Origin of the sequence: Paraburkholderia sp. PREW-6R (genome assembly GCF_039621805.1) — a bacterium.
Classification (GTDB): domain Bacteria; phylum Pseudomonadota; class Gammaproteobacteria; order Burkholderiales; family Burkholderiaceae; genus Paraburkholderia.
The window spans coordinates 1057310-1076664 of sequence record NZ_CP155073.1 but is presented as its reverse complement, the minus strand read 5'-3'; the positions used below and the strand labels follow the sequence as shown (position 1 = coordinate 1076664).

19 protein-coding genes are annotated in these 19355 nt (G+C 59.8%); all 19 read right to left on the bottom strand.

Annotated features, from left to right (window positions below):
- Positions 1–18 precede the first annotated feature (18 nt).
- On the bottom strand, positions 19–1146 hold the full coding sequence (locus AAGS40_RS04715; RefSeq protein ID WP_345813543.1) for an acyl-CoA dehydrogenase: 1128 nt from the start codon (positions 1144–1146) through the stop codon (positions 19–21).
- A gap of 10 nt (positions 1147–1156) precedes the next feature.
- The gene (locus tag AAGS40_RS04710) at positions 1157–2353 is read right to left on the bottom strand and encodes an acyl-CoA dehydrogenase family protein (protein WP_345813541.1); all 1197 of its coding nucleotides are present in this window, start codon (positions 2351–2353) and stop codon (positions 1157–1159) included.
- Between the two features lie 48 nt (positions 2354–2401).
- On the bottom strand, positions 2402–2827 hold the full coding sequence (locus AAGS40_RS04705) for a DUF1178 family protein (protein WP_345813539.1): 426 nt from the start codon (positions 2825–2827) through the stop codon (positions 2402–2404).
- 267 nt (positions 2828–3094) lie between these two features.
- On the bottom strand, positions 3095–3619 hold the full coding sequence (locus tag AAGS40_RS04700) for a DNA-binding protein (RefSeq protein WP_345813538.1): 525 nt from the start codon (positions 3617–3619) through the stop codon (positions 3095–3097).
- Positions 3620–3663: 44 nt separating this feature from the next.
- Positions 3664–3912: a hypothetical protein gene (locus AAGS40_RS04695; protein ID WP_345813536.1), complete on the bottom strand. Its 249-nt coding sequence runs from the start codon at positions 3910–3912 to the stop codon at positions 3664–3666.
- A gap of 330 nt (positions 3913–4242) precedes the next feature.
- The gene (locus AAGS40_RS04690; protein ID WP_345813534.1) at positions 4243–4827 is read right to left on the bottom strand and encodes an NUDIX hydrolase; all 585 of its coding nucleotides are present in this window, start codon (positions 4825–4827) and stop codon (positions 4243–4245) included.
- A 43-nt stretch (positions 4828–4870) separates the two neighbouring features.
- Positions 4871–5167, bottom strand: coding sequence for a DUF2818 family protein (locus AAGS40_RS04685; protein ID WP_345813533.1), 297 nt, complete (start codon positions 5165–5167; stop codon positions 4871–4873).
- Complete coding sequence (nuoN, locus tag AAGS40_RS04680) at positions 5167–6639, bottom strand: NADH-quinone oxidoreductase subunit NuoN (RefSeq protein ID WP_345813532.1); 1473 nt, start codon at positions 6637–6639, stop codon at positions 5167–5169. Before nuoN ends, AAGS40_RS04685 begins: the two co-directional genes overlap by 1 nt.
- 25 nt (positions 6640–6664) lie before the next feature.
- Positions 6665–8155 carry an NADH-quinone oxidoreductase subunit M gene (locus AAGS40_RS04675; RefSeq protein ID WP_345813530.1) on the bottom strand — a complete coding sequence of 497 codons (1491 nt, stop codon included), beginning with the start codon at positions 8153–8155 and terminating at the stop codon, positions 6665–6667.
- 14 nt (positions 8156–8169) lie between these two features.
- Positions 8170–10233: an NADH-quinone oxidoreductase subunit L gene (gene nuoL, locus AAGS40_RS04670; RefSeq protein ID WP_345813528.1), complete on the bottom strand. Its 2064-nt coding sequence runs from the start codon at positions 10231–10233 to the stop codon at positions 8170–8172.
- Between the two features lie 17 nt (positions 10234–10250).
- Positions 10251–10556 (bottom strand): NADH-quinone oxidoreductase subunit NuoK, encoded by a 306-nt coding sequence (gene nuoK / locus AAGS40_RS04665; RefSeq protein ID WP_013339863.1) that lies wholly within the window; start codon positions 10554–10556, stop codon positions 10251–10253.
- Between the two features lie 20 nt (positions 10557–10576).
- On the bottom strand, positions 10577–11263 hold the full coding sequence (locus tag AAGS40_RS04660) for an NADH-quinone oxidoreductase subunit J (RefSeq protein WP_345813523.1): 687 nt from the start codon (positions 11261–11263) through the stop codon (positions 10577–10579).
- 223 nt (positions 11264–11486) lie between these two features.
- On the bottom strand, positions 11487–11975 hold the full coding sequence (gene nuoI, locus AAGS40_RS04655; RefSeq protein ID WP_012432383.1) for an NADH-quinone oxidoreductase subunit NuoI: 489 nt from the start codon (positions 11973–11975) through the stop codon (positions 11487–11489).
- Between the two features lie 15 nt (positions 11976–11990).
- Complete coding sequence (gene nuoH, locus AAGS40_RS04650; RefSeq protein ID WP_345813522.1) at positions 11991–13055, bottom strand: NADH-quinone oxidoreductase subunit NuoH; 1065 nt, start codon at positions 13053–13055, stop codon at positions 11991–11993.
- Positions 13056–15389 carry an NADH-quinone oxidoreductase subunit NuoG gene (gene nuoG / locus AAGS40_RS04645; protein ID WP_345813520.1) on the bottom strand — a complete coding sequence of 778 codons (2334 nt, stop codon included), beginning with the start codon at positions 15387–15389 and terminating at the stop codon, positions 13056–13058.
- A 150-nt stretch (positions 15390–15539) separates the two neighbouring features.
- Complete coding sequence (nuoF, locus tag AAGS40_RS04640; protein WP_345813518.1) at positions 15540–16868, bottom strand: NADH-quinone oxidoreductase subunit NuoF; 1329 nt, start codon at positions 16866–16868, stop codon at positions 15540–15542.
- Positions 16865–17350, bottom strand: coding sequence for an NADH-quinone oxidoreductase subunit NuoE (nuoE, locus tag AAGS40_RS04635; RefSeq protein ID WP_345813517.1), 486 nt, complete (start codon positions 17348–17350; stop codon positions 16865–16867). The genes nuoF and nuoE overlap by 4 nt, the downstream gene beginning before the upstream one ends.
- A 131-nt stretch (positions 17351–17481) precedes the next feature.
- A complete protein-coding gene (locus tag AAGS40_RS04630) occupies positions 17482–18735 on the bottom strand; it encodes an NADH-quinone oxidoreductase subunit D (RefSeq protein WP_345813515.1) in 1254 nt (417 codons plus the stop codon).
- 9 nt (positions 18736–18744) lie between these two features.
- Positions 18745–19347 carry an NADH-quinone oxidoreductase subunit C gene (locus tag AAGS40_RS04625; protein ID WP_345813513.1) on the bottom strand — a complete coding sequence of 201 codons (603 nt, stop codon included), beginning with the start codon at positions 19345–19347 and terminating at the stop codon, positions 18745–18747.
- Positions 19348–19355 lie beyond the last annotated feature (8 nt).

Here is a 19355-nt window from a genome sequence, read left to right as displayed (position 1 = left end):
ATTCGCTTCAGGCGCCGATCACACCTCGACCGTGGCAAAGCCGGGCAGCGCAGTGAACCGCGCCAGATGGTGATCGACGTCGCCCAATGTGGTTTCGATGATAGCAAGCCGCTTGAACAGATGCGCCGCGGCCACTTCGTTCGTGACACCCATGCCGCCGTGCAACTGAACCGCCTGCTGTCCCACGAAACGCGCGGCCTGCCCGACGCGCGCTTTCGCGGCGGAGACCGCGCGGCGACGTTCGTCGGCATTAGCGCCGCCATAACGCATGGCAGCCAGATAGGTGAGCGAACGTGCCTGCTCCGCATGAATCAGCATGTCGACCATGCGGTGCTGGAGCGCCTGGAAGCGCGCGATCGGCTGGCCGAACTGCTGGCGCGTTTTCGTGTAGTCGACGGTAGCCAGATTCAGCGCGTCGAGCGCGCCGATTGCCTCCGCGCATAAAAGCAACGTGCCGTAGTCCGCGATATGTTCGAGGGTTGCAGCACCCGCATGTTGACCGGACAAACGGCGCGCGGGCGTTCGGCTGAATTCGAGCGTGGCCGCACGCTGGCCGTCGATCGTCCGGTAATCGGTGATCTTGACGCCGGCTGCGTCGCGCGCCACGACAAAGAGCGCAATTTCGCCGTCGAGACGGGCAGGCACGATCCAGTGGTCTGCCTGCGCGCCATGCAATACGACAGACTTCGTGCCGCTCAAAGTCTGCCGTTCGCCTTCGTTGCCTGCAGTTGTCTGTACGTCGAACAGGTCATAGCGCGCGTGCGGTTCGTGAAAAGCCACCGCCAGTTTGATTTCGCCTTGCGCCGCGCGCTCAAGCAATGCGCCGTCTTCGCCCTGCCCGCTGCCGGCAAGGCGCAGCGCTTCGATACCCACGGCGGTCGCCCAATACGGTTCGACGACCAATGCCCGGCCTAGCTCCTGCATGACCACCAGCATGTCGATCGCGCCGCCGTTGAAACCGCCTTGCGCTTCCGGCACCGGTAGCGCAGTCAAGCCCAGTTCGGTGAATGCTGCCCAATGCGTGTCGGATATGCCGGAGTCCGATCGCACGATGTTCTGGCGCGCTTCAAAGCCGTAGTTCTTGTCGAGATAGCGGCGCAGCGCGTCGGCAAATTGCTGTTGCTCGTCGGTAAAAGTGAAGTCCATGCGCCGCTCCTCAAAGTCCCAGAATCATCTGCGCGATGATGTTCTTTTGAATTTCGTTCGAGCCGCCATAAATCGACGTCTTGCGGAAGTTGAAGTAATACGCGGCCAGCGGCGCGGCGTCGTCATTTCCAGCAAGGCTGTGCTCGCGTTCGCCTTCCAGGAACGGCACGTCGAACGGCGCGGCGAACGGGCCAACCGCTTCGAACATCAGTTCAGTCAGCGCCTGTTGTACCTCCGTCCCCTTGATCTTAAGCATGGATGCTTCGGGTCCCGGGCCACGCCCCCCGGCTTCATTGGCGACCACGCGCTGCACGGTGACTTCAAGCGCCATCAGTTCAATCTCAAGGCTCGCTACCTTTGCGGCGAACACCGGATCTTCCAGCAATGGCCGACCATTCTTTTTCTGATCGAGCGCGAGACGTTTGAGAAAAACCAGTTCGCGTTTGGATTGACCGACCCGCGCAATACCCGTGCGTTCATGACCGAGCAGATATTTCGCGTAAGTCCAGCCCCGATTTTCCTCCCCTACCAGATTGTCGACCGGTACCTTCACGTCTTCGAAAAACACTTCGTTCACTTCGTGGTCTTCGTCGAGCGTAATGATTGGACGAACGGTGATGCCGGGCGTTTTCATATCAATCAGCAGGAATGAAATGCCCTCCTGCTTTTTGGCGCCGCTATCGGTACGTACGAGGCAAAACATCATGTCCGCATACTGGCCGAGCGTCGTCCAGGTTTTCTGACCATTGACGATGTAATGATCGCCGGAGCGTTCAGCGCGAGTGCGCAGCGACGCGAGGTCGGAACCGGAGCCGGGTTCCGAGTAGCCTTGGCACCACCAGTCCGTGCCGTCGAGTATGCGCGGCAAGTAATGGCGCTTCTGCGCTTCGTTGCCGTATTTCATCAGGACAGGTGCCACCATCGACACGCCGAAGGGCAGCACCGACGGCGCACCGATCCGCGCGCATTCTTCGTCCCAGATATGTCGTTGAGTCGCGTTCCAGCCAGGCCCCCCGTATTCTTTCGGCCACGCCACCGCCGACCAGCCGCGCGTACCCAGCAGCTTGTGCCAGCCGGCGAAATCTTCGCGATTCAGACGTTTGTGATTGAGTACTTTGCGGCTAAGCTCGCGCGGCAGATTCGCTTCGAGCCAGGTGCGTACTTCGACGCGGAACGCGTTGTCAGCGGGGGAATAGTCCAGATTCATGCGTAGTGTCTCCTGGCCGCAACCACCCGCCGCCAAAGAGCCACCGCGCTATTGCAGCGGTTCCTTCAGGGCAGCAGGAACTGGCAGCGGCATCACTTCGATGCCTTCTTCGACCAAGGCGCGCGCATCTTCCGGTGTGGTCACACCACGAATGTTGCGAGCGGGCGCTTCGTTATAGTGAATACGCCGCGCTTCCTCGGCAAAGCGGTCGCCCACGTTCTCCGTCTTCTCCAGTACCTCGCGCAGCGCACGCATAAGCTTCGCTTGTGCACCTTCAGCGGCGGCAGTCGGTTTCGTCTCGGTCGCGCCTGACAAATTCAAACGAGGCGCTGACGGGAGACGGCTTACTTGATTCGCACCGCAAATCGGACATGCAACGAGCTTGCGGGACTGCTGCGACTCAAAGTCTTCAGCCGAAGCAAACCATCCTTCAAAGCGATGGCCATGCGCACACTGTAAATCGAGGACCTTCATGTGGAATCAGGGCTTGCGTGCGAGTTTAGCGCAAAATAAGTTTTTGTGAACGGTCGTTCGTAAATTCACCAGGCGACTCGCCAGAACCGCGCGGCGCAGAGAAGCGACGTGGTGTGCGATTTTAACGCTTCAAGCGAACGGCTGCCGAAGGTGCCTTCGCCGCCGTGAACTCACGGCGCTGTCGCCAGCGTTGTTGCCGGCACACAAGCCGGCCCGCCCTTTGCAAACCCCTCCGGCGAATCTTTGCGTGTTCCGATGGCAGCCCTCTTAAGCCACGAGGAACTGAAGTTGGCGATTAAGGCGCGCGTCGAGTTCGCGAATCCCTTTCGCAAGATTGATCTGCTTGGCTGACTTCGCGACGTCGAAGACGCCTGCGTCGATCTCATACCCGCCGCGCGCATTTAACCAGTCGAGAATGTCCGACAGATGCCATACCGATGCACTGCCCTCATGGACCGGAGCGGGAAAGTCTTTCGCATGACTCAACATGAGCTTGCGCATGTTTTGTCTTGAGACGCCAGCCACCTCTGCTACGTCGGTTAGTCCAACAAAATCTGGCCCCGCCTCGACGAGCCGGGCGGACGGCACAGCCTCCTTCACCTCGGTGAGTGCGCTGATAAGCGCATCAAATGCCGACGCGCTTTCGCGCGTGAAAAACAGTGCAATACGCCCGGGCTGCCCAATCCCCACCGTGGCGTCGTCGCAACCTGCTTCACCCAGGCGTTCAACGATAGCCTCCAGATCACAATCTTGTTCTGCAAGCCGATATTTCAGCGTGAACTCATATTCCATCACTTCCCCCTGCTTTCATTCGTGCCTGACGTGGGCAGACCCGATCAATGCTGATGAACCGTGCAATTGTCTACAATGCGCCGCAAGTGTTTTGCGTGATTGCCGGCGTTCCTCGGCGTGCTCCATATGCTCGATATGCAAAACTCGCCGCAGCGGCATTCTGCATCGTTGTAGGGGCAGTAGATCCTGCCCCAAGCATGACCCTTACCGCCACCCTGGACGCGCCAGCCGTGCGATTCCGCGTATTCCAATGCCGCCTCTATCTCTTTCTTTGCATGTGTCGTGCGAACCATTCATGGCCTCCAATTTAGAGCCTTTGAATCAGGTTGTCAAGTGACAACCTGATTCAAATCATCGAAAACTCAGTCGATCCGAATCATTCGTTATCCAAAACAACCGGATCGACGCGCGTCTGAGCTTTGATACTAGAGGGGTAGCCGCTATGCGGCGAGACGGCCAGATGGCATAAGACACACGGACATTTTTCAGATTCCGGACTCGGCGCGAAGCCGGATCATTCGCTGTCGTCGATGAAAAAAGCCCTCGCCAGTCATAGACCAGCGAGGGCTTTTCTGAAGTTCATCCGCTTCGGCGCACCTGGCGTGCGCATCGCGTGAAAACCGTCATTCAGGCTGAGCCATCGGCCACGCGCCCGACAGGACTTTCTCCAGCCAGAACGTGCCGATAATCGTCTTCACATCCGTAATCTTGCCGGTGCGCACCCATTCGGACACGTCTGCGACGGTCGCGGTGAACAGTTCGAGAAACTCACCTTCGTCGAGCTTGCGCTCACCGCCCGTCAAACCACGCGCCAGATAGATATCAATGAACTCGGTCGAGTAGGAAATGATCGGGTGGATGCGCGTCAGATAAACATATTCGCGCGCGGTGTAGCCGGTTTCTTCCCTCAATTCACGGACTGCGCAAGCGAGGGAATTTTCGTTCGGGTCGAGCTTGCCCGCCGGATATTCGACCATCACCTTGCCCATCGGATAGCGGTACTGGCTTTCCAACAGCACGCGGCCGTCGTCGAACAACGGAATGACCATCACGGCGCCCGGGTGCTGAACGTACTCGCGCGTGGCGCGCTTACCGTCCGGCAAGCTCACCGTGTCACACTTGAGCGTCAGAAACGGACCTTGATGGATGACCTTACTTTCGAGGCATGTCTCGGTAAGCGCCGCGTCATGATTGGGTACTTCTGCCATAAGCGAACCTCAGGACAACATGGTGCGCGACGGCGAGCCGCCGTCAGCGGCGTTTGACGAGATACTGGAACGTGAAGCCGGGGAATGCGAATACGACGAACAGCGCAAACGTAATGGCGTAGAACTGCCAACCCTGCTCGAAGCGGTTGCCCGCGCGCGCTTCGAGCATAAAACCCAGCGCGCCGACCACGAAGTACAGCACGATCAGTTCACCGATCCGGATCCAGGCGCTCTTCTTCGCCGCTTTCAAGGGTATGGCGGCGAAGAGACGCTGATTCAAAAACGGCAGGTTGGCGCCAACGAGAGCCAACAACACGATAAACCAGCCTGCAGCGGACATCAGAGCAGCAGGGTGTGCTGAATGGCTTGCAGACAGGCCTTCAGCAGCGGATCCGGCACGATACCGAGAATCAGCACAGCAACGCCGTTGACTGCGAGCAGCGCGCGCGTGCTCGAATCGGCAATAATCGGCGACTTGTCTTGCGGCTCGTCGAAGTACATCAGCTTGACGATACGCAGGTAATAGAACGCGCCGAACAGCGACGTAATCACGGCCAGCACCGTCAGCCACGTCAAACCGGCGTTCATCGTAGCCTGCAGCACTGCGAGCTTCGCGTAGAAGCCAACCGCGGGCGGAATGCCGGCGAGCGAGAACATCATGACCATCATCACGAACGCGAAAACCGGGCTGCGCTGGTTGAGGCCCTTGAAGTCCTCCAGCGTGTCCGCCTCGAAATCGCGCCGTGCGAGGAGCATGACGATGCCGAACGTGCCCATCGTCGTAATCAGATAGACAATGCTGTAGTACATCGCTGAGCCGTATGCATTCGCCGCGCCCGTGGTCTTGTGATCGACCACGCCGGCCAGCAGGCCGAGCAATACGAAGCCCATGTTCGAGATCGCCGAATAGGCAAGCATGCGCTTGACGTTGCGCTGCACGATACCCGTGATATTGCCGACGATCAGCGACAGCGCCGCCAGAATCACCAGCATCTCCTGCCATTCAACCGCCAGCGGCAGTAGCCCCATCACGAGGAAGCGCAAGCCCCACGCAAAAGCCGCAACCTTCGGGCCGCCGCCCGTCATCAGCGTCATGGCTGTAGGCGCACCTTGATAAACGTCCGGCACCCACATGTGAAACGGCACCGCGCCCATCTTGAACGCCACGCCCGCAACGATAAAGATCACGCCGAACAGCAGCACGCTCGGATCGTAATGGCTCGTACCTACCGCCTTGAACACTTCGTTCAGATCGAGCGAACCCGTCGCGCCGTAGAGCATCGAAATGCCGTACAGCAGGAAGCCCGACGCCAGCGCGCCAAGCACGTAGTACTTCATCGCCGCTTCGTTCGACGGTGCCGCGTCGCGACGCAGTGCAATCGCGCCGTAAAGTGACAGCGACATCAGTTCCAGACCGAGGTACAGCGTCAGGAAGTTATTGCCCGAGATCATCACGAGCTGGCCGAGCAGCGAGAACATGCCTAGCAGGAAAAACTCGCCGCGAAACAGTCCGCGATCTTCGAGATATCGGCGCGAATACACAATCGACACCGCGTAGCCGAGTGTCACGACTGCCTTCATCACGCTCGCGAACGAATCGACCACGTACATGTGGCCGAAGTAGTAGCGCACTTGCGGATCGAACGCATTCATTGCGAACCAGATCCCCGCGACCAGCGTCGAGAAGAACGCGATGAAGTAGGTCGTACGGCGACCGGCCTGGCCGACGAACGTGTCGTTGAGCCATGCGACGACAACGGCGAGCATCACCAGTGCGTCGGGCAACAGAGCAGTCATAGGGGCGTTTTGCATGATCTTTAAATTCCTCCGCTCTGCGTTACTGTGGCAACGGCAGTTTCGACTGCGCAACGTGGGAGAGGAGGTTTTCCACGGATACGTGCATCACATCGGTAAAGGGCTTCGGATAGAGGCCCATGAACAGCGTCAGTGCGGCGAGCACTGCCAGCATGAAAAACTCGCGACGGCTGATGTCGAGCAGGCTCTTCACGTGATCGTTGGCGATCGCGCCGAAATACACCCGCTTGTACATCCACAACGTATAGGCCGCACCGAGAATCAGCGTGACCGCCGCGCCGCCCGCAATCCAGAAGTTGTATTGGACAGCCGCGAGAATCACCATGAATTCGCCGACGAACCCCGAGGTGCCCGGCAAGCCGCAGTTGGCCATCGAGAACAGCATCGCGAAAGCGGCGAACTTCGGCATGACGTTCACGACGCCGCCGTAATCGGCGATCTGGCGCGAGTGCATGCGGTCATACAGCACGCCGATGCTCAGGAACATCGCGCCCGACACGAAACCGTGCGAGACCATCTGGATGATCGCGCCTTCCATGCCGAGCTGATTGAAGATGAAAAAGCCGAGCGTCACGAACCCCATGTGCGCGATCGACGAGTACGCGACCAGCTTCTTCATGTCGGCCTGAACCATCGCGACCAGACCGATATAGATCACCGCGATCAGCGACAGCGTGATGACGACCGGTGCGAGGAAATGACTGGCGTCAGGCGTGACAGGCAACGAGAAACGCAGGAAACCGTACGCGCCCAGCTTCAGCATGATCGCGGCCAGCACGACGGAGCCGCCGGTCGGCGCCTCCACGTGGGCATCCGGCAACCATGTGTGAACCGGCCACATCGGCACCTTCACTGCGAACGCCATGAAGAACGCTATGAATAGCAGCACCTGAGGCGTCATCGCGATCTGCGCATGTTGCCACGTGGCGAGATCGAACGTACCCGTTTCAATGTACAGATAAAGCAACGCGACCAGCATCAGCAGCGAGCCCATCAGCGTGTACAGGAAGAACTTGAACGCCGCATAGACGCGGTTCGCGCCACCCCACACGCCGATGATGATGTACATCGGAATCAGCGTTGCTTCGAAGAACACGTAGAACAGCATGCCGTCGGCCGCGCTGAACACGCCGACCATGATGCCCGACAGAATCAGGAACGCCGCCAGATACTGACCGACGTTCTTCGTGATCACTTCCCACGCGGCAATCACGACGATCACCGTAATCAATGCGGTCAACACCACGAACCACATGGAGATGCCGTCGACACCCAGGTGGTAGGTGATGTTAAAGCGTTCGATCCAGTTCGCTTTTTCGACGAATTGAAGGTCGGCGGTGCTCGAATCAAAACCCGTAATCAGCGGAATCGTCACGAGGAAGCTGACGACCGAACCGATCAGCGCAATCCAGCGCGCCGGAGCCGGGTTCTGGTCGGAACCGATAGCCAGAACCAGAAGGCCAACGAGGATCGGTAACCAGATTGCGATACTGAGAATCGGATAAGCGTGCATTAGTGTCCCTCGCCTTATTTGCCGCCGAGCGTTACAAACAGGGTCAGGAGCCCCAGCATGCCGATAATCATGGCAAACGCGTAATGGTAGATATAGCCCGACTGGAGGAAGCGGATCACGCCGGCAAACCAGGCGATGAAGCGCGCACTGCCGTTGACGATACCGTCGATCACCACGACATCGCCTTCCTTCCAGAGACCTCGGCCGATTGCCACCGCGCCGCGGGCAAACACGACTTCGTTGATCTTGTCCATGTAGTACTTGTTATCGAGCAACGTGTAGATCGGACCGAACGCGCGCTTGATCACAGCCGGCAGATCCGGACGAATCAGATACAGGAACCACGCGACCACTACACCGGCGAGCGCCAGCCACACCGGCAGACCGGCGACCGAATGGAAGCCCATCGACAGCCAGCCCTGGAACTCTTCGGCCATCTCATGCAGCGCCGGATGGTTCTCGCCGATGAAAATCACCTTGTCGAACGCCACGCCGTGCTGGAAGAAATCGCCGTACAGCATCGGGCCCACGCCGATCGCGCCGATGATGACCGACGGAATCGCCAGCAACACCAGCGGCAGCCAGACCACCCACGGCGTTTCGTGCGGCTCGTGAGCGTGGTCGTCGTGACCGTGACCGTGCGCGTCATGGCCGTGACCGTCATGCGCATGCACGGCAGCTTCGATGCCCATCGGCGACTCCGGATGCTTCGGACCACGGAAGCGCTCCTTGCCATGAAACACCATGAAGTACATACGGAACGAATACAGCGCGGTGACGAACACGCTTGCCACCACCGCAAAATACGCAAAACCCGACCCCGGCAGATGCGACAGCTTCACCGCGTCGATGATCGAATCTTTCGAGTAAAAGCCCGAAAAGAACGGCGTACCGATCAGCGCTAACGAACCGATCAGCGAGGTGATCCACGTGATCGGCATGTACTTGCGCAGGCCGCCCATGTTGCGCATGTCCTGGTCGTGGTGCATGCCGATGATGACCGAACCCGCTCCAAGGAACAGCAGCGCCTTGAAGAACGCATGCGTCATCAGGTGGAACACGGCGACCGGGTAAGCCGAGACGCCAAGCGCCACCGTCATGTAACCCAGCTGCGAGAGCGTGGAGTACGCCACCACCCGCTTGATGTCGTTCTGGATGATCCCGAGGAAACCCATGAACAGTGCGGTGATCGCGCCGATGATCGTCACGAACGACAGCGCGCTATCCGACAGTTCGAACAGCGGCGACATACGCGTGACCATGAAGATACCGGCCGTGACCATGGTCGCCGCGTGAATCAGTGCGGAGATCGGCGTCGGACCTTCCATCGAATCCGGCAGCCACACGTGCAGCGGGAACTGCGCGGACTTGCCCATTGCGCCGATGAAGAGGCAGATACACGCGACCGTCAGCAGACCCCAGTCCGTACCCGGGAAGGTCAAGGCGGCGAGTTCGGTGCGCTTCGCGAACACATCGCCGTAGTTCATCGAGCCGGCGAACGCAAACAGCAACCCGATACCGAGCAGGAAGCCGAAGTCACCCACGCGGTTCACGATGAACGCCTTCATGTTCGCGTAAATCGCCGTGGGACGCGTGAAGTAGAAACCGATCAGCAGGTACGACACCAGACCCACCGCTTCCCAGCCGAAGAACAGTTGCAGGAAGTTGTTGCTCATCACGAGCATCAACATCGAGAACGTGAACAGCGATATGTACGAGAAGAAGCGCTGGTAGCCATCGTCATCGGCCATGTAACCGATCGTGTAGATGTGCACCATCAGCGACACGAACGTCACCACGCACATCATCATCGCGGTCAGCGAGTCGACCAGAAAGCCGATTTCGAACTTCGTCTTGCCGATCATCATCCATTCGTAGACGGTGTCGTTGAAGCTCGCACCGTGCATCACCTGGACGAAGACGATAGACGAAAGCAGGAACGAAATCGCGACGCCAAGGATCGTGATCGAATGCGCGCCCGCCCGTCCCACCGCTTTTCCGAACAGCCCCGCAATCAGGGAACCGGCCAGCGGTGCCAGCGGGATCGCCAGCAGCAGGTTTTCATTGAGTGTCGTCATAACCGCTTTTCCCGAAATTAACCTTTGAGCTGATCCAGATCCTCGACGTTGATCGTGTCGAGGCTACGGAACAGGGTCACCAGAATCGCGAGGCCGATCGCCGCTTCGGCTGCCGCAACCGTCAGCACGAAGAACACGAAGATCTGGCCATGCACGTCGCCGAGATAATGCGAGAACGCGACGAAATTGGTATTGACCGCCAGCAGCATCAGCTCAATCGCCATCAGGATGATGATGACGTTGCGACGGTTCAGGAAAATGCCCACGACGCTGATCGCAAACAGGATCGCGCCGAGGACGAGGTAATGAGCAAGGGTCAACATGATTTATATCTCCTGTCCGCTCAGCTGTTTTTCGCTGGTGCCGAGTCGGCCGCTGCTGCCGCTGCCGCGGCTTCTTCCGCCGCGACGGTTGCCGCGGTCTTTTCCGAACGCATCTTCACCACGCGCACACGATCTTGCGCACGCACCTTGACCTGCTCGCTGACCTTCTGGCGTTTGCTGTCTTTCTTGTGGCTCGTGGTCAGCGCGATAGCCGCGATGATCGCCACCAGCAGCACGAGGCCGGCCACTTCGAACGCGAAGATGTAATCCGTGTAGATCACCTTGCCGATGAGGCGGGTATTCGACCAGTCGCCCATGCCGTTCGCAGCGGCCGTGGTATCGCGCAGCGCCGTGGCCGTCGCGCCGTAGCCATGCCACAGGATCAGCGCGGTTTCGATCACGATGATCGCGCCCACCAGCGTGGCCATGGGCAGGAAGCGTTTGAAGTCTTTTCGCAGCACGTCGATGTTGATGTCCAGCATCATCACGACGAACAGGAACAGCACCATGACCGCGCCGACATAGACCAGCACCAGCAGGATCGCGAGAAACTCGGCCTGCAGCAGCATCCAGATCGCGGCTGCGTTGAAGAACGCCAGCACCAGAAACAGTGCGGACGAAACCGGGTTGCGCGAGGTGATCACCTTCAGCCCTGATACCACCAGGAGCAGCGCGAAGATGTAGAACAGTACGGTCGTGAATTCCATGATTACCGGTTCATCGTTAGGCCATCGTCAGGCATGGTTCGTTGGCACGTGCGCCGCGGCGGACTGACCGCCTGCCACCGCACAGGTGCGCCGTGCCGCGGCGCTCAGGGCCGTGGCGCTCGGCCCAACAACAGGCCGTGTTACTGATGCATTGACTGCCGCTTTTTACTTCTGCTCTCTACTGCTGCCCTCGGTCAGCTTGCGCCACTCGGGCAGAACGCGGTTAACGATACGGTGCGTCCGCTGCCTTGTTCGCAGCGATTTCCGCTTCGTAGCGATCACCCACCGCCAGCAGCATGTCTTTCGTGAAATACAGATCGCCGCGCTTCTCGCCGTGATATTCGAGAATGTGCGTTTCGACGATCGAATCGACCGGGCAGCTCTCTTCGCAGAAACCGCAGAAGATGCACTTGGTCAGGTCGATGTCATAACGCGTGGTGCGACGCGTATTGTCCGCGCGCGTTTCGGATTCGATCGTGATGGCGAGCGCCGGGCACACCGCTTCGCAAAGCTTGCAGGCGATGCAGCGTTCTTCGCCGTTTTCGTAGCGGCGCAGCGCATGCAGGCCGCGAAAGCGCGGCGAGATCGGGGTCTTCTCTTCCGGAAACTGCACGGTCACCTTGCGCTGGAACGTATAGCGTCCAGTCAGCGCGAGGCCTTTGAGCAATTCCGTCAGGAAGAAGGTCTTGAAGAAGTTTTGGATTGCGGTCATAGGTTCATCCGCCCTTTATTTCCAGATATTCAACGGCGACATGATCCAGAAGCCGACCACCACCAGCCAGACCACACAGACCGGAATGAAAATCTTCCAGCCAAGACGCATGATCTGGTCATAGCGATAGCGCGGGAACGTGGCGCGTGCCCAGATGAATACCGACAACAGGAAGAAAACCTTGACGACGAGCCAGACGATGCCCGGGACAAACGACAGGAAGCCGAACGGTGCGCTCCAGCCGCCAAGGAACAGTGTTGCAGCCAATGCCGAAATCACGATCATGTTGATGTACTCGGCGAGGAAGAACAGCGCGAACGCCATCCCCGAGTAATCGATCATGTGGCCCGCGACGATTTCCGATTCACCCTCCACCACGTCGAACGGGTGACGGTTCGTTTCGGCGATGCCCGAGATGAAGTACACGACGAACATAGGCAACAGCGGCAGCCAGTTCCAGGACAGGAAGTTCAGGCCGTGCGACGCGAAGAAACCATGTTCCTGCGAACCGACGATGCCCGACAGGTTCAACGTACCCGCCGTCATCAACACCACGACGAGCGCAAAGCCCATCGAGATTTCATACGAGACCATTTGTGCTGCCGCACGCATTGCGCCGAGGAACGCGTACTTCGAATTCGACGCCCAGCCGGCCAGAATCACGCCGTACACGCCAATCGACGAAATCGCGATCGCATACAGCAGGCCCGCGTTGATGTCGCCCAGCACCGCGCCCGCCTGGAACGGAATCACCGCCCAGACAGCGAAGGCCGGCACCACCACCATGATCGGCGCAATCATATAGATCCAGCGGCTCGCCTGCGCCGGCTGAATCACTTCTTTCAGCAGCAGTTTCAGCACGTCGGCAATCGGCTGCAACAGACCTGCGGGCCCGACGCGGTTCGGCCCGAGCCGCACGTGCATCCAGCCGATCAGCTTACGCTCCCAGAGGATCAGGTAAGCGACGCAAAGCAGGATCACGACGGCCACCACCAGAATGCGCACGAGCGCCCACACCGTGGGCCATGCCACACCGAGAAGCTGGGTGCCGCCCGAGTTGATCGTATCGAACAAGCTCATTTACGCCTTCTCCACCACCAGTTCACCGAACAGGCTGCCCAGCGCTGCACCGGCAGGCGTAGCCGCCGACACGCGGACGACCGTCTCCGCAAGATACGCGTCGCGCACGGCCGGCAACTGCACCGATTGCTCGCCCTGGCGCACGCGCACTGCGTCGCCTTCTTTCAAACCCAGCTTGTCGAACAGTGCAGCAGGCAAACCGACCGAGTTCGCCGCGCGCGCCGCTGCCGTCAGGTGCAGCGATTCCGCACGACGCACGAGCGCGTCGGCATGATAAATCGGCACATTGGCGATGCGTTCGAATGTGCCTTCAGTGGCTTTCACCGACTTGCCGCGCGCCACTGCAACCTCCGTCCTGTTCGACAGGCGCGACGTCAGCTCGCTGTTACCCAGCGCGGCGCGACGCACTTCTTCGGACGTGTCGAAATCGAAGCCCGGTGCGCCAAGCAGGCTGCCCAGCACACGCAGGACCTTCCAGGCCGGACGCGTGTCGCCCAACGGACGCACGACGCCGTTGAACGTCTGCACCGTGCCTTCCGCGTTGACGAAAGTGCCGGCCGTCTCCGTGTACGGAGCGATCGGCAACAACACGTCGGCATATTCAGCGCCGATCTGGAACGGCGACAACACGACAACCATTTCAGCCTGCTTCAGCGCGGCAAGAGCCTGCGCCGGATTGGCGGTGTCGAATTCCGGTTCGACGTTCAGCAGCAGATAACCCTTGCGCGGCTGCTCGAACACTTCGCGCGCGTTCAGACCGCCCTCGCCCGGCAACGCGTTGACAAGATGCGCGCCAACGGTGTTGGCCGACTCCGTGAGAAAGCCGAGCGTTGCGCCGGTTGCGTCCGCGATCCATTGCGCCGCCGCGTGAATGACAGCGAAGTCCGGGTGACGGATCGCACCGTTGCCGAGCAGCACAAGACGGCTCTGGCCGGTTGCGAGCGACTTGGCCACCGCCTTGCTGGATTCGCCTGGCTGGGTTCCTGCGAACGCCTCCGGCAGTGCAACGCCGCTCGCTTCCGACACCGCGCCGGCAATGCCCGCCAGTGCCTCGAGCCAGCCCGACGGCGCCGCCACGACGCGTTGCGCTTGCGGAATCAGCGCATCGTCGTCGGTAGCCTGGACGAACGTGAGCTGTGCGCCGCCCTTTGCCGCCTGGCGCAGGCGCGCGGCAAACAGCGGGTGGTCGCGACGCAGGTCCGAGCCGATCACCAACGCGGCGTCGACATTCGACAGTTCGGCGATTGCGGTGCCGAGCCACGGTGTGCCGCTGACCGGTGCCGAGAAATCCGACTGACGCAGGCGGAAGTCGACGTTCGGCGTACCGACCGCACTCGCGAGTTGCTTCAGCAGGAACAGTTCTTCAACGGTGCTGTGGGCGGTGCCCAGCGCGGCCAGCGCGTCCGCGCCGTGATCGCCCTTGATACCCTTCAGGCCCTTGACCACGTAATCGAGCGCGGTCTGCCAGTCGGTCTCGACCCACTTGCCGCCCTGCTTCAGCATGGGCTGCGTAAGACGATCGGGGCTGTTCAGACCTTCGTACGAGAAACGGTCCTTGTCCGAAATCCAGCATTCATTGATGGATTCGTTTTCGAACGGCAGAACACGCATCACGCGGTTGTTCTTGACTTGCACCACGAGGTTCGCGCCGACGGAATCGTGCGGGCTCACCGACTTGCGGCGCGACAGTTCCCACGTGCGGGCGCTGTAACGGAACGGCTTGCTGGTCAGCGCGCCGACCGGGCACAGGTCGATCATGTTGCCGGACATTTCCGAGTCGACCGTTTTGCCGACGAACGACGTAATCTCCGAATGCTCGCCGCGGCCCAGCATGCCGAGTTCCATCACGCCGGCAATTTCCTGACCGAAGCGGACACAGCGCGTGCAGTGAATGCAGCGCGACATTTCTTCCATCGAGATCAGTGGGCCGACGTTCTTGTGGAACACCACGCGCTTTTCTTCGCTATAGCGCGACGCCGACTTGCCGTAACCCACGGCCAGATCCTGCAACTGGCACTCGCCACCCTGATCGCAGATCGGGCAATCGAGCGGGTGGTTGATCAGCAGGAATTCCATCACGGCTTGCTGGCCCTTCACCGCCTTGTCCGACTTGGTGCGCACGATCATGCCCGCCGACACCGGCGTCGCGCATGCGGGCACGGCCTTCGGCATCTTCTCGACATCGACCAGACACATCCGGCAGTTGGCCGCAATCGACAGCTTCTTGTGATAGCAGAAGTGAGGAATGTACGTGTCGACCTTATGCGCAGCCTGGATCACCATGCTGCCTTCAGGCACCTCTACTTTCTTGCCGTCTATTTCAAGTTCAACCATGATGGTCAATCTTCCTTAACCTGTTACCGCTCAATCGTTCGCCTGTCCACCGCCGTTTCAGGCGATGAATCCCGCGGTTGACGTGTTCTGATGCGTGCCCGTTCAGCGTGCGCTGTCCACGCACTCAGGCAGACACCCGATGCCGCCCCTTCATGCAGCCACAGTTTCCTGCGCCGCCGCATGGCCGGCATGACCGCCGACGAGGCAATGCTTGTGAGCAACGTGGTATTCGAATTCGTCCCAGTAGTGCTTGAGCATGCCGCGAACCGGCATGGCCGCCGCATCGCCGAGCGCACAGATCGTGCGGCCCATGATGTTTTCCGCGACCGAGTTCAGCAGGTCCAGATCTTCCGGACGGCCAAGCCCATGCTCGATGCGATGCACGACGCGATACAGCCAACCCGTGCCTTCGCGGCACGGCGTGCATTGGCCGCACGACTCTTCGTAATAGAAATACGACAGGCGCAAAAGCGAGCGCACCATGCAACGCGTTTCATCCATCACGATGACGGCGCCCGAACCCAGCATCGACCCGGCCTTGGCGATCGAATCGTAGTCCATGTCCGTCTGCATCATCACGTCGCCGGGGATAACCGGTGCCGACGACCCGCCGGGAATGACCGCCTTGATCTTCTTGCCACCGCGGATGCCGCCCGCCAACTCCATCAGCGTGGAGAACGGTGTGCCGAGCGGAATCTCGTAGTTGCCCGGACGTTCGACGTCGCCCGATACCGAGAAAATTTTCGTACCGCCATTGTTCGGCTTGCCGATCTCGAGGTAATTCTGCGGACCGATTGCAAGCAGGAACGGCACCGCGGCGAACGTTTCGGTGTTGTTGATCGTGGTCGGCTTGCCGTACACGCCGAAGCTCGCCGGGAAAGGCGGCTTGAAGCGCGGCTGGCCTTTCTTGCCTTCCAGCGATTCGAGCAATGCAGTTTCTTCGCCGCAGATGTACGCGCCGTAACCGTGGTGCGCATACAGTTCGAACGAGAAAGCCGACCCCATGATGTTCGCGCCGAGGAACCCCGCGGCACGCGCTTCATCCAACGCCTGCTCAAAGCGCCGATAGACTTCGAAAATCTCGCCGTGAATGTAATTGAAGCCGACCGTGATGCCCATTGCGTACGCGCCAATCGCCATGCCTTCGATCAGCGAATGCGGATTGAAGCGCAGGATGTCGCGGTCCTTGAACGTGCCCGGCTCGCCTTCGTCCGAATTGCAGACGAGGTACTTCTGTCCCGGGAACTGGCGCGGCATGAAGCTCCACTTCAGGCCGGTCGGGAAACCGGCGCCGCCGCGACCACGCAGACCGGACGCCTTCACTTCGGCGATCACCTGCTCGGGCGCAATCTTCTCTTCCAGAATGCGGCGCAGCTGTGCATAACCGCCGCGCGCCACGTAGTCTTCGAGATGCCAGTTGTCGCCGTTCAGGCCGGCGAGAATCAGCGGTTTGATGTGACGATCGTGTAAAGACGTCATTTCGAAAGTTCCTCGAGCAGCTGGTCGATCTTCGCGCGGCTCATGAAGCTGCACATGCGATGGTTGTTCACCAGCATCACCGGCGCGTCGCCGCACGCACCCATACACTCACCTTCTTTCAAGGTGAACTTGCCGTCGGCCGTGGTTTCGCCGAAGTCGATGCCGAGCTTCTGCTTCAGATACTCAGCGGCGCTTTCCGAGCCGCCGTCCGGGCCGAGCTGACAGGGCAGATTCGTGCAGAGCGTGATCTTGTACTTGCCGACCGGCGACGTCTCGAACATCGTGTAGAAGGTCGCGACCTCCTGCACGGCGACTGCCGGCATGCCGAGGTAGTCCGCGACGAACTGCATGAGATCGGGCGTCAGCCAGCCGTGCTCTTCCTGAGCGACGGCCAATGCCGACATCACGGCGGACTGCTTCTGCTCGGCGGGATACTTGGCGACCGCACGATCGATTTCTTTCAGGCCTTCAGCTGAGATCATTTTCAGACACGACTCTTTCAATTCCTACCGAACGAAAACCTGTCGCCCACTTCGTGTTGCGACAGACCCGGCGTTCCTGTGCTTGACGCGTGCTTCGGTAAGAGCTGAAGCGGCGCGCCGATGAATACGTCCTAGCGATCCACTTCGCCGAACACAATGTCCTGCGTGCCGATGATGGTCACGGCGTCGGCAATCATATGGCCGCGCGCCATTTCGTCGAGCGTGGACAGGTGCGCGTAGCCCGGTGCACGGATCTTCAGGCGATACGGCTTGTTCGCGCCATCCGAGACCAGATAGATGCCGAATTCACCCTTCGGGTGCTCGACAGCGGCATACGCTTCGCCTTCCGGCACGTGGAAGCCTTCGGTAAAGAGCTTGAAATGGTGAATCAGCTCTTCCATGTTCGACTTCATGCCCACGCGTGAGGGCGGCGCAACCTTGTGATTGTCAGTCATCACCGGGCCGGGATTCTTGCGCAACCACTCAATGCACTGTTTCACGATTCGCGTAGACTGACGCATTTCTTCGACGCGCACCAGATAGCGGTCATAGCAGTCGCCATTCACGCCAACCGGGATGTCGAAATCCAGCCGGTCGTACACTTCATACGGTTGCTTCTTGCGCAAATCCCACTCGATACCGGAGCCGCGCAGCATGGCCCCGGTCATGCCCAGGTTCAGTGCACGTTCCGGCGAGACCACGCCGATGCCAACCAGACGCTGCTTCCAGATCCGGTTGTCCGTGAGCAACGTCTCGTACTCGTCGACGTAGCCCGGAAAGCGCGTGAAGAATTCGTCGATGAAGTCGAGCAGCGAGCCCTGGCGGTTCTCGTTCATCCTCGACAATGCCTTGGCATTGCGAATTTTCGATGCTTTGTATTGCGGCATCGCGTCAGGCAGGTCGCGATACACGCCGCCCGGACGGTAGTAGGCGGCGTGCATCCGTGCGCCGGACACCGCTTCGTACACGTCCATCAGATCTTCGCGTTCGCGGAATGCATACAGAAACACGGCCATCGCGCCGACGTCGAGCGCATGTGCGCCGATCCACATCAGGTGGTTCAGCACGCGCGTGATTTCGTCGAACATCACGCGGATGTATTGCGCACGAATCGGCACGTCGATGCCCAGCAACTTTTCGATCGCCATCACGTAGCCATGCTCGTTCACCATCATCGACACGTAGTCGAGACGGTCCATGTACGGTACGGACTGAATGAACGTCTTGGTTTCCGCGAGCTTTTCCGTTGCGCGATGAAGCAGCCCGATGTGCGGATCCGCCCGCTGGATGACTTCGCCGTCGAGTTCGAGCACGAGGCGCAGCACACCGTGCGCAGCCGGATGCTGAGGGCCGAAGTTGAGCGTGTAATTCTTGATCTCTGCCATGGCGTTCTCTTAGTGTTTCAGACCGCCATAGCGATCTTCGCGAATGACGCGCGGCGTGATTTCCCGCGGCTCGATCGTCACAGGCTGATAGACGACGCGCTTCTCCTCCGGGTCATAACGCATTTCAACGTAGCCAGAGACGGGGAAATCTTTTCGGAACGGGTGACCAATGAAACCGTAGTCGGTGAGAATGCGACGCAGGTCCGGATGACCCTCGAAGACGATGCCATACAGGTCGAACGCTTCGCGCTCATACCAGTTGACCGAATTCCAGATCTCGACGACGGACGGCAGGATCGGCACTTCGTCGTCCGGAGCGAACACACGTACGCGCAAACGCCAGTTGTTCTGCACCGACAGCAAGTGCAGGACCGCCGCGAAACGCGGACCGTCGTAAGCGCCCTCGGCGTAAGTCATGTAGTCGACGCCGCACAAATCCACACACTGCTCGAAACCGAGCGAGCGGTCGTCGCGCAGACGCGTTGCCACGCTCAGGTAGTCGCTTGCCTTCACGACGATCGTCAATTCGCCAATCGCTTCGGAGAGGTTCAACAGGAGGCCGCCAAAGGCCGCCTCGAGGTTCGCTTTCAGGGTCTCGAGTTTGCTTGCCATATCGTGGG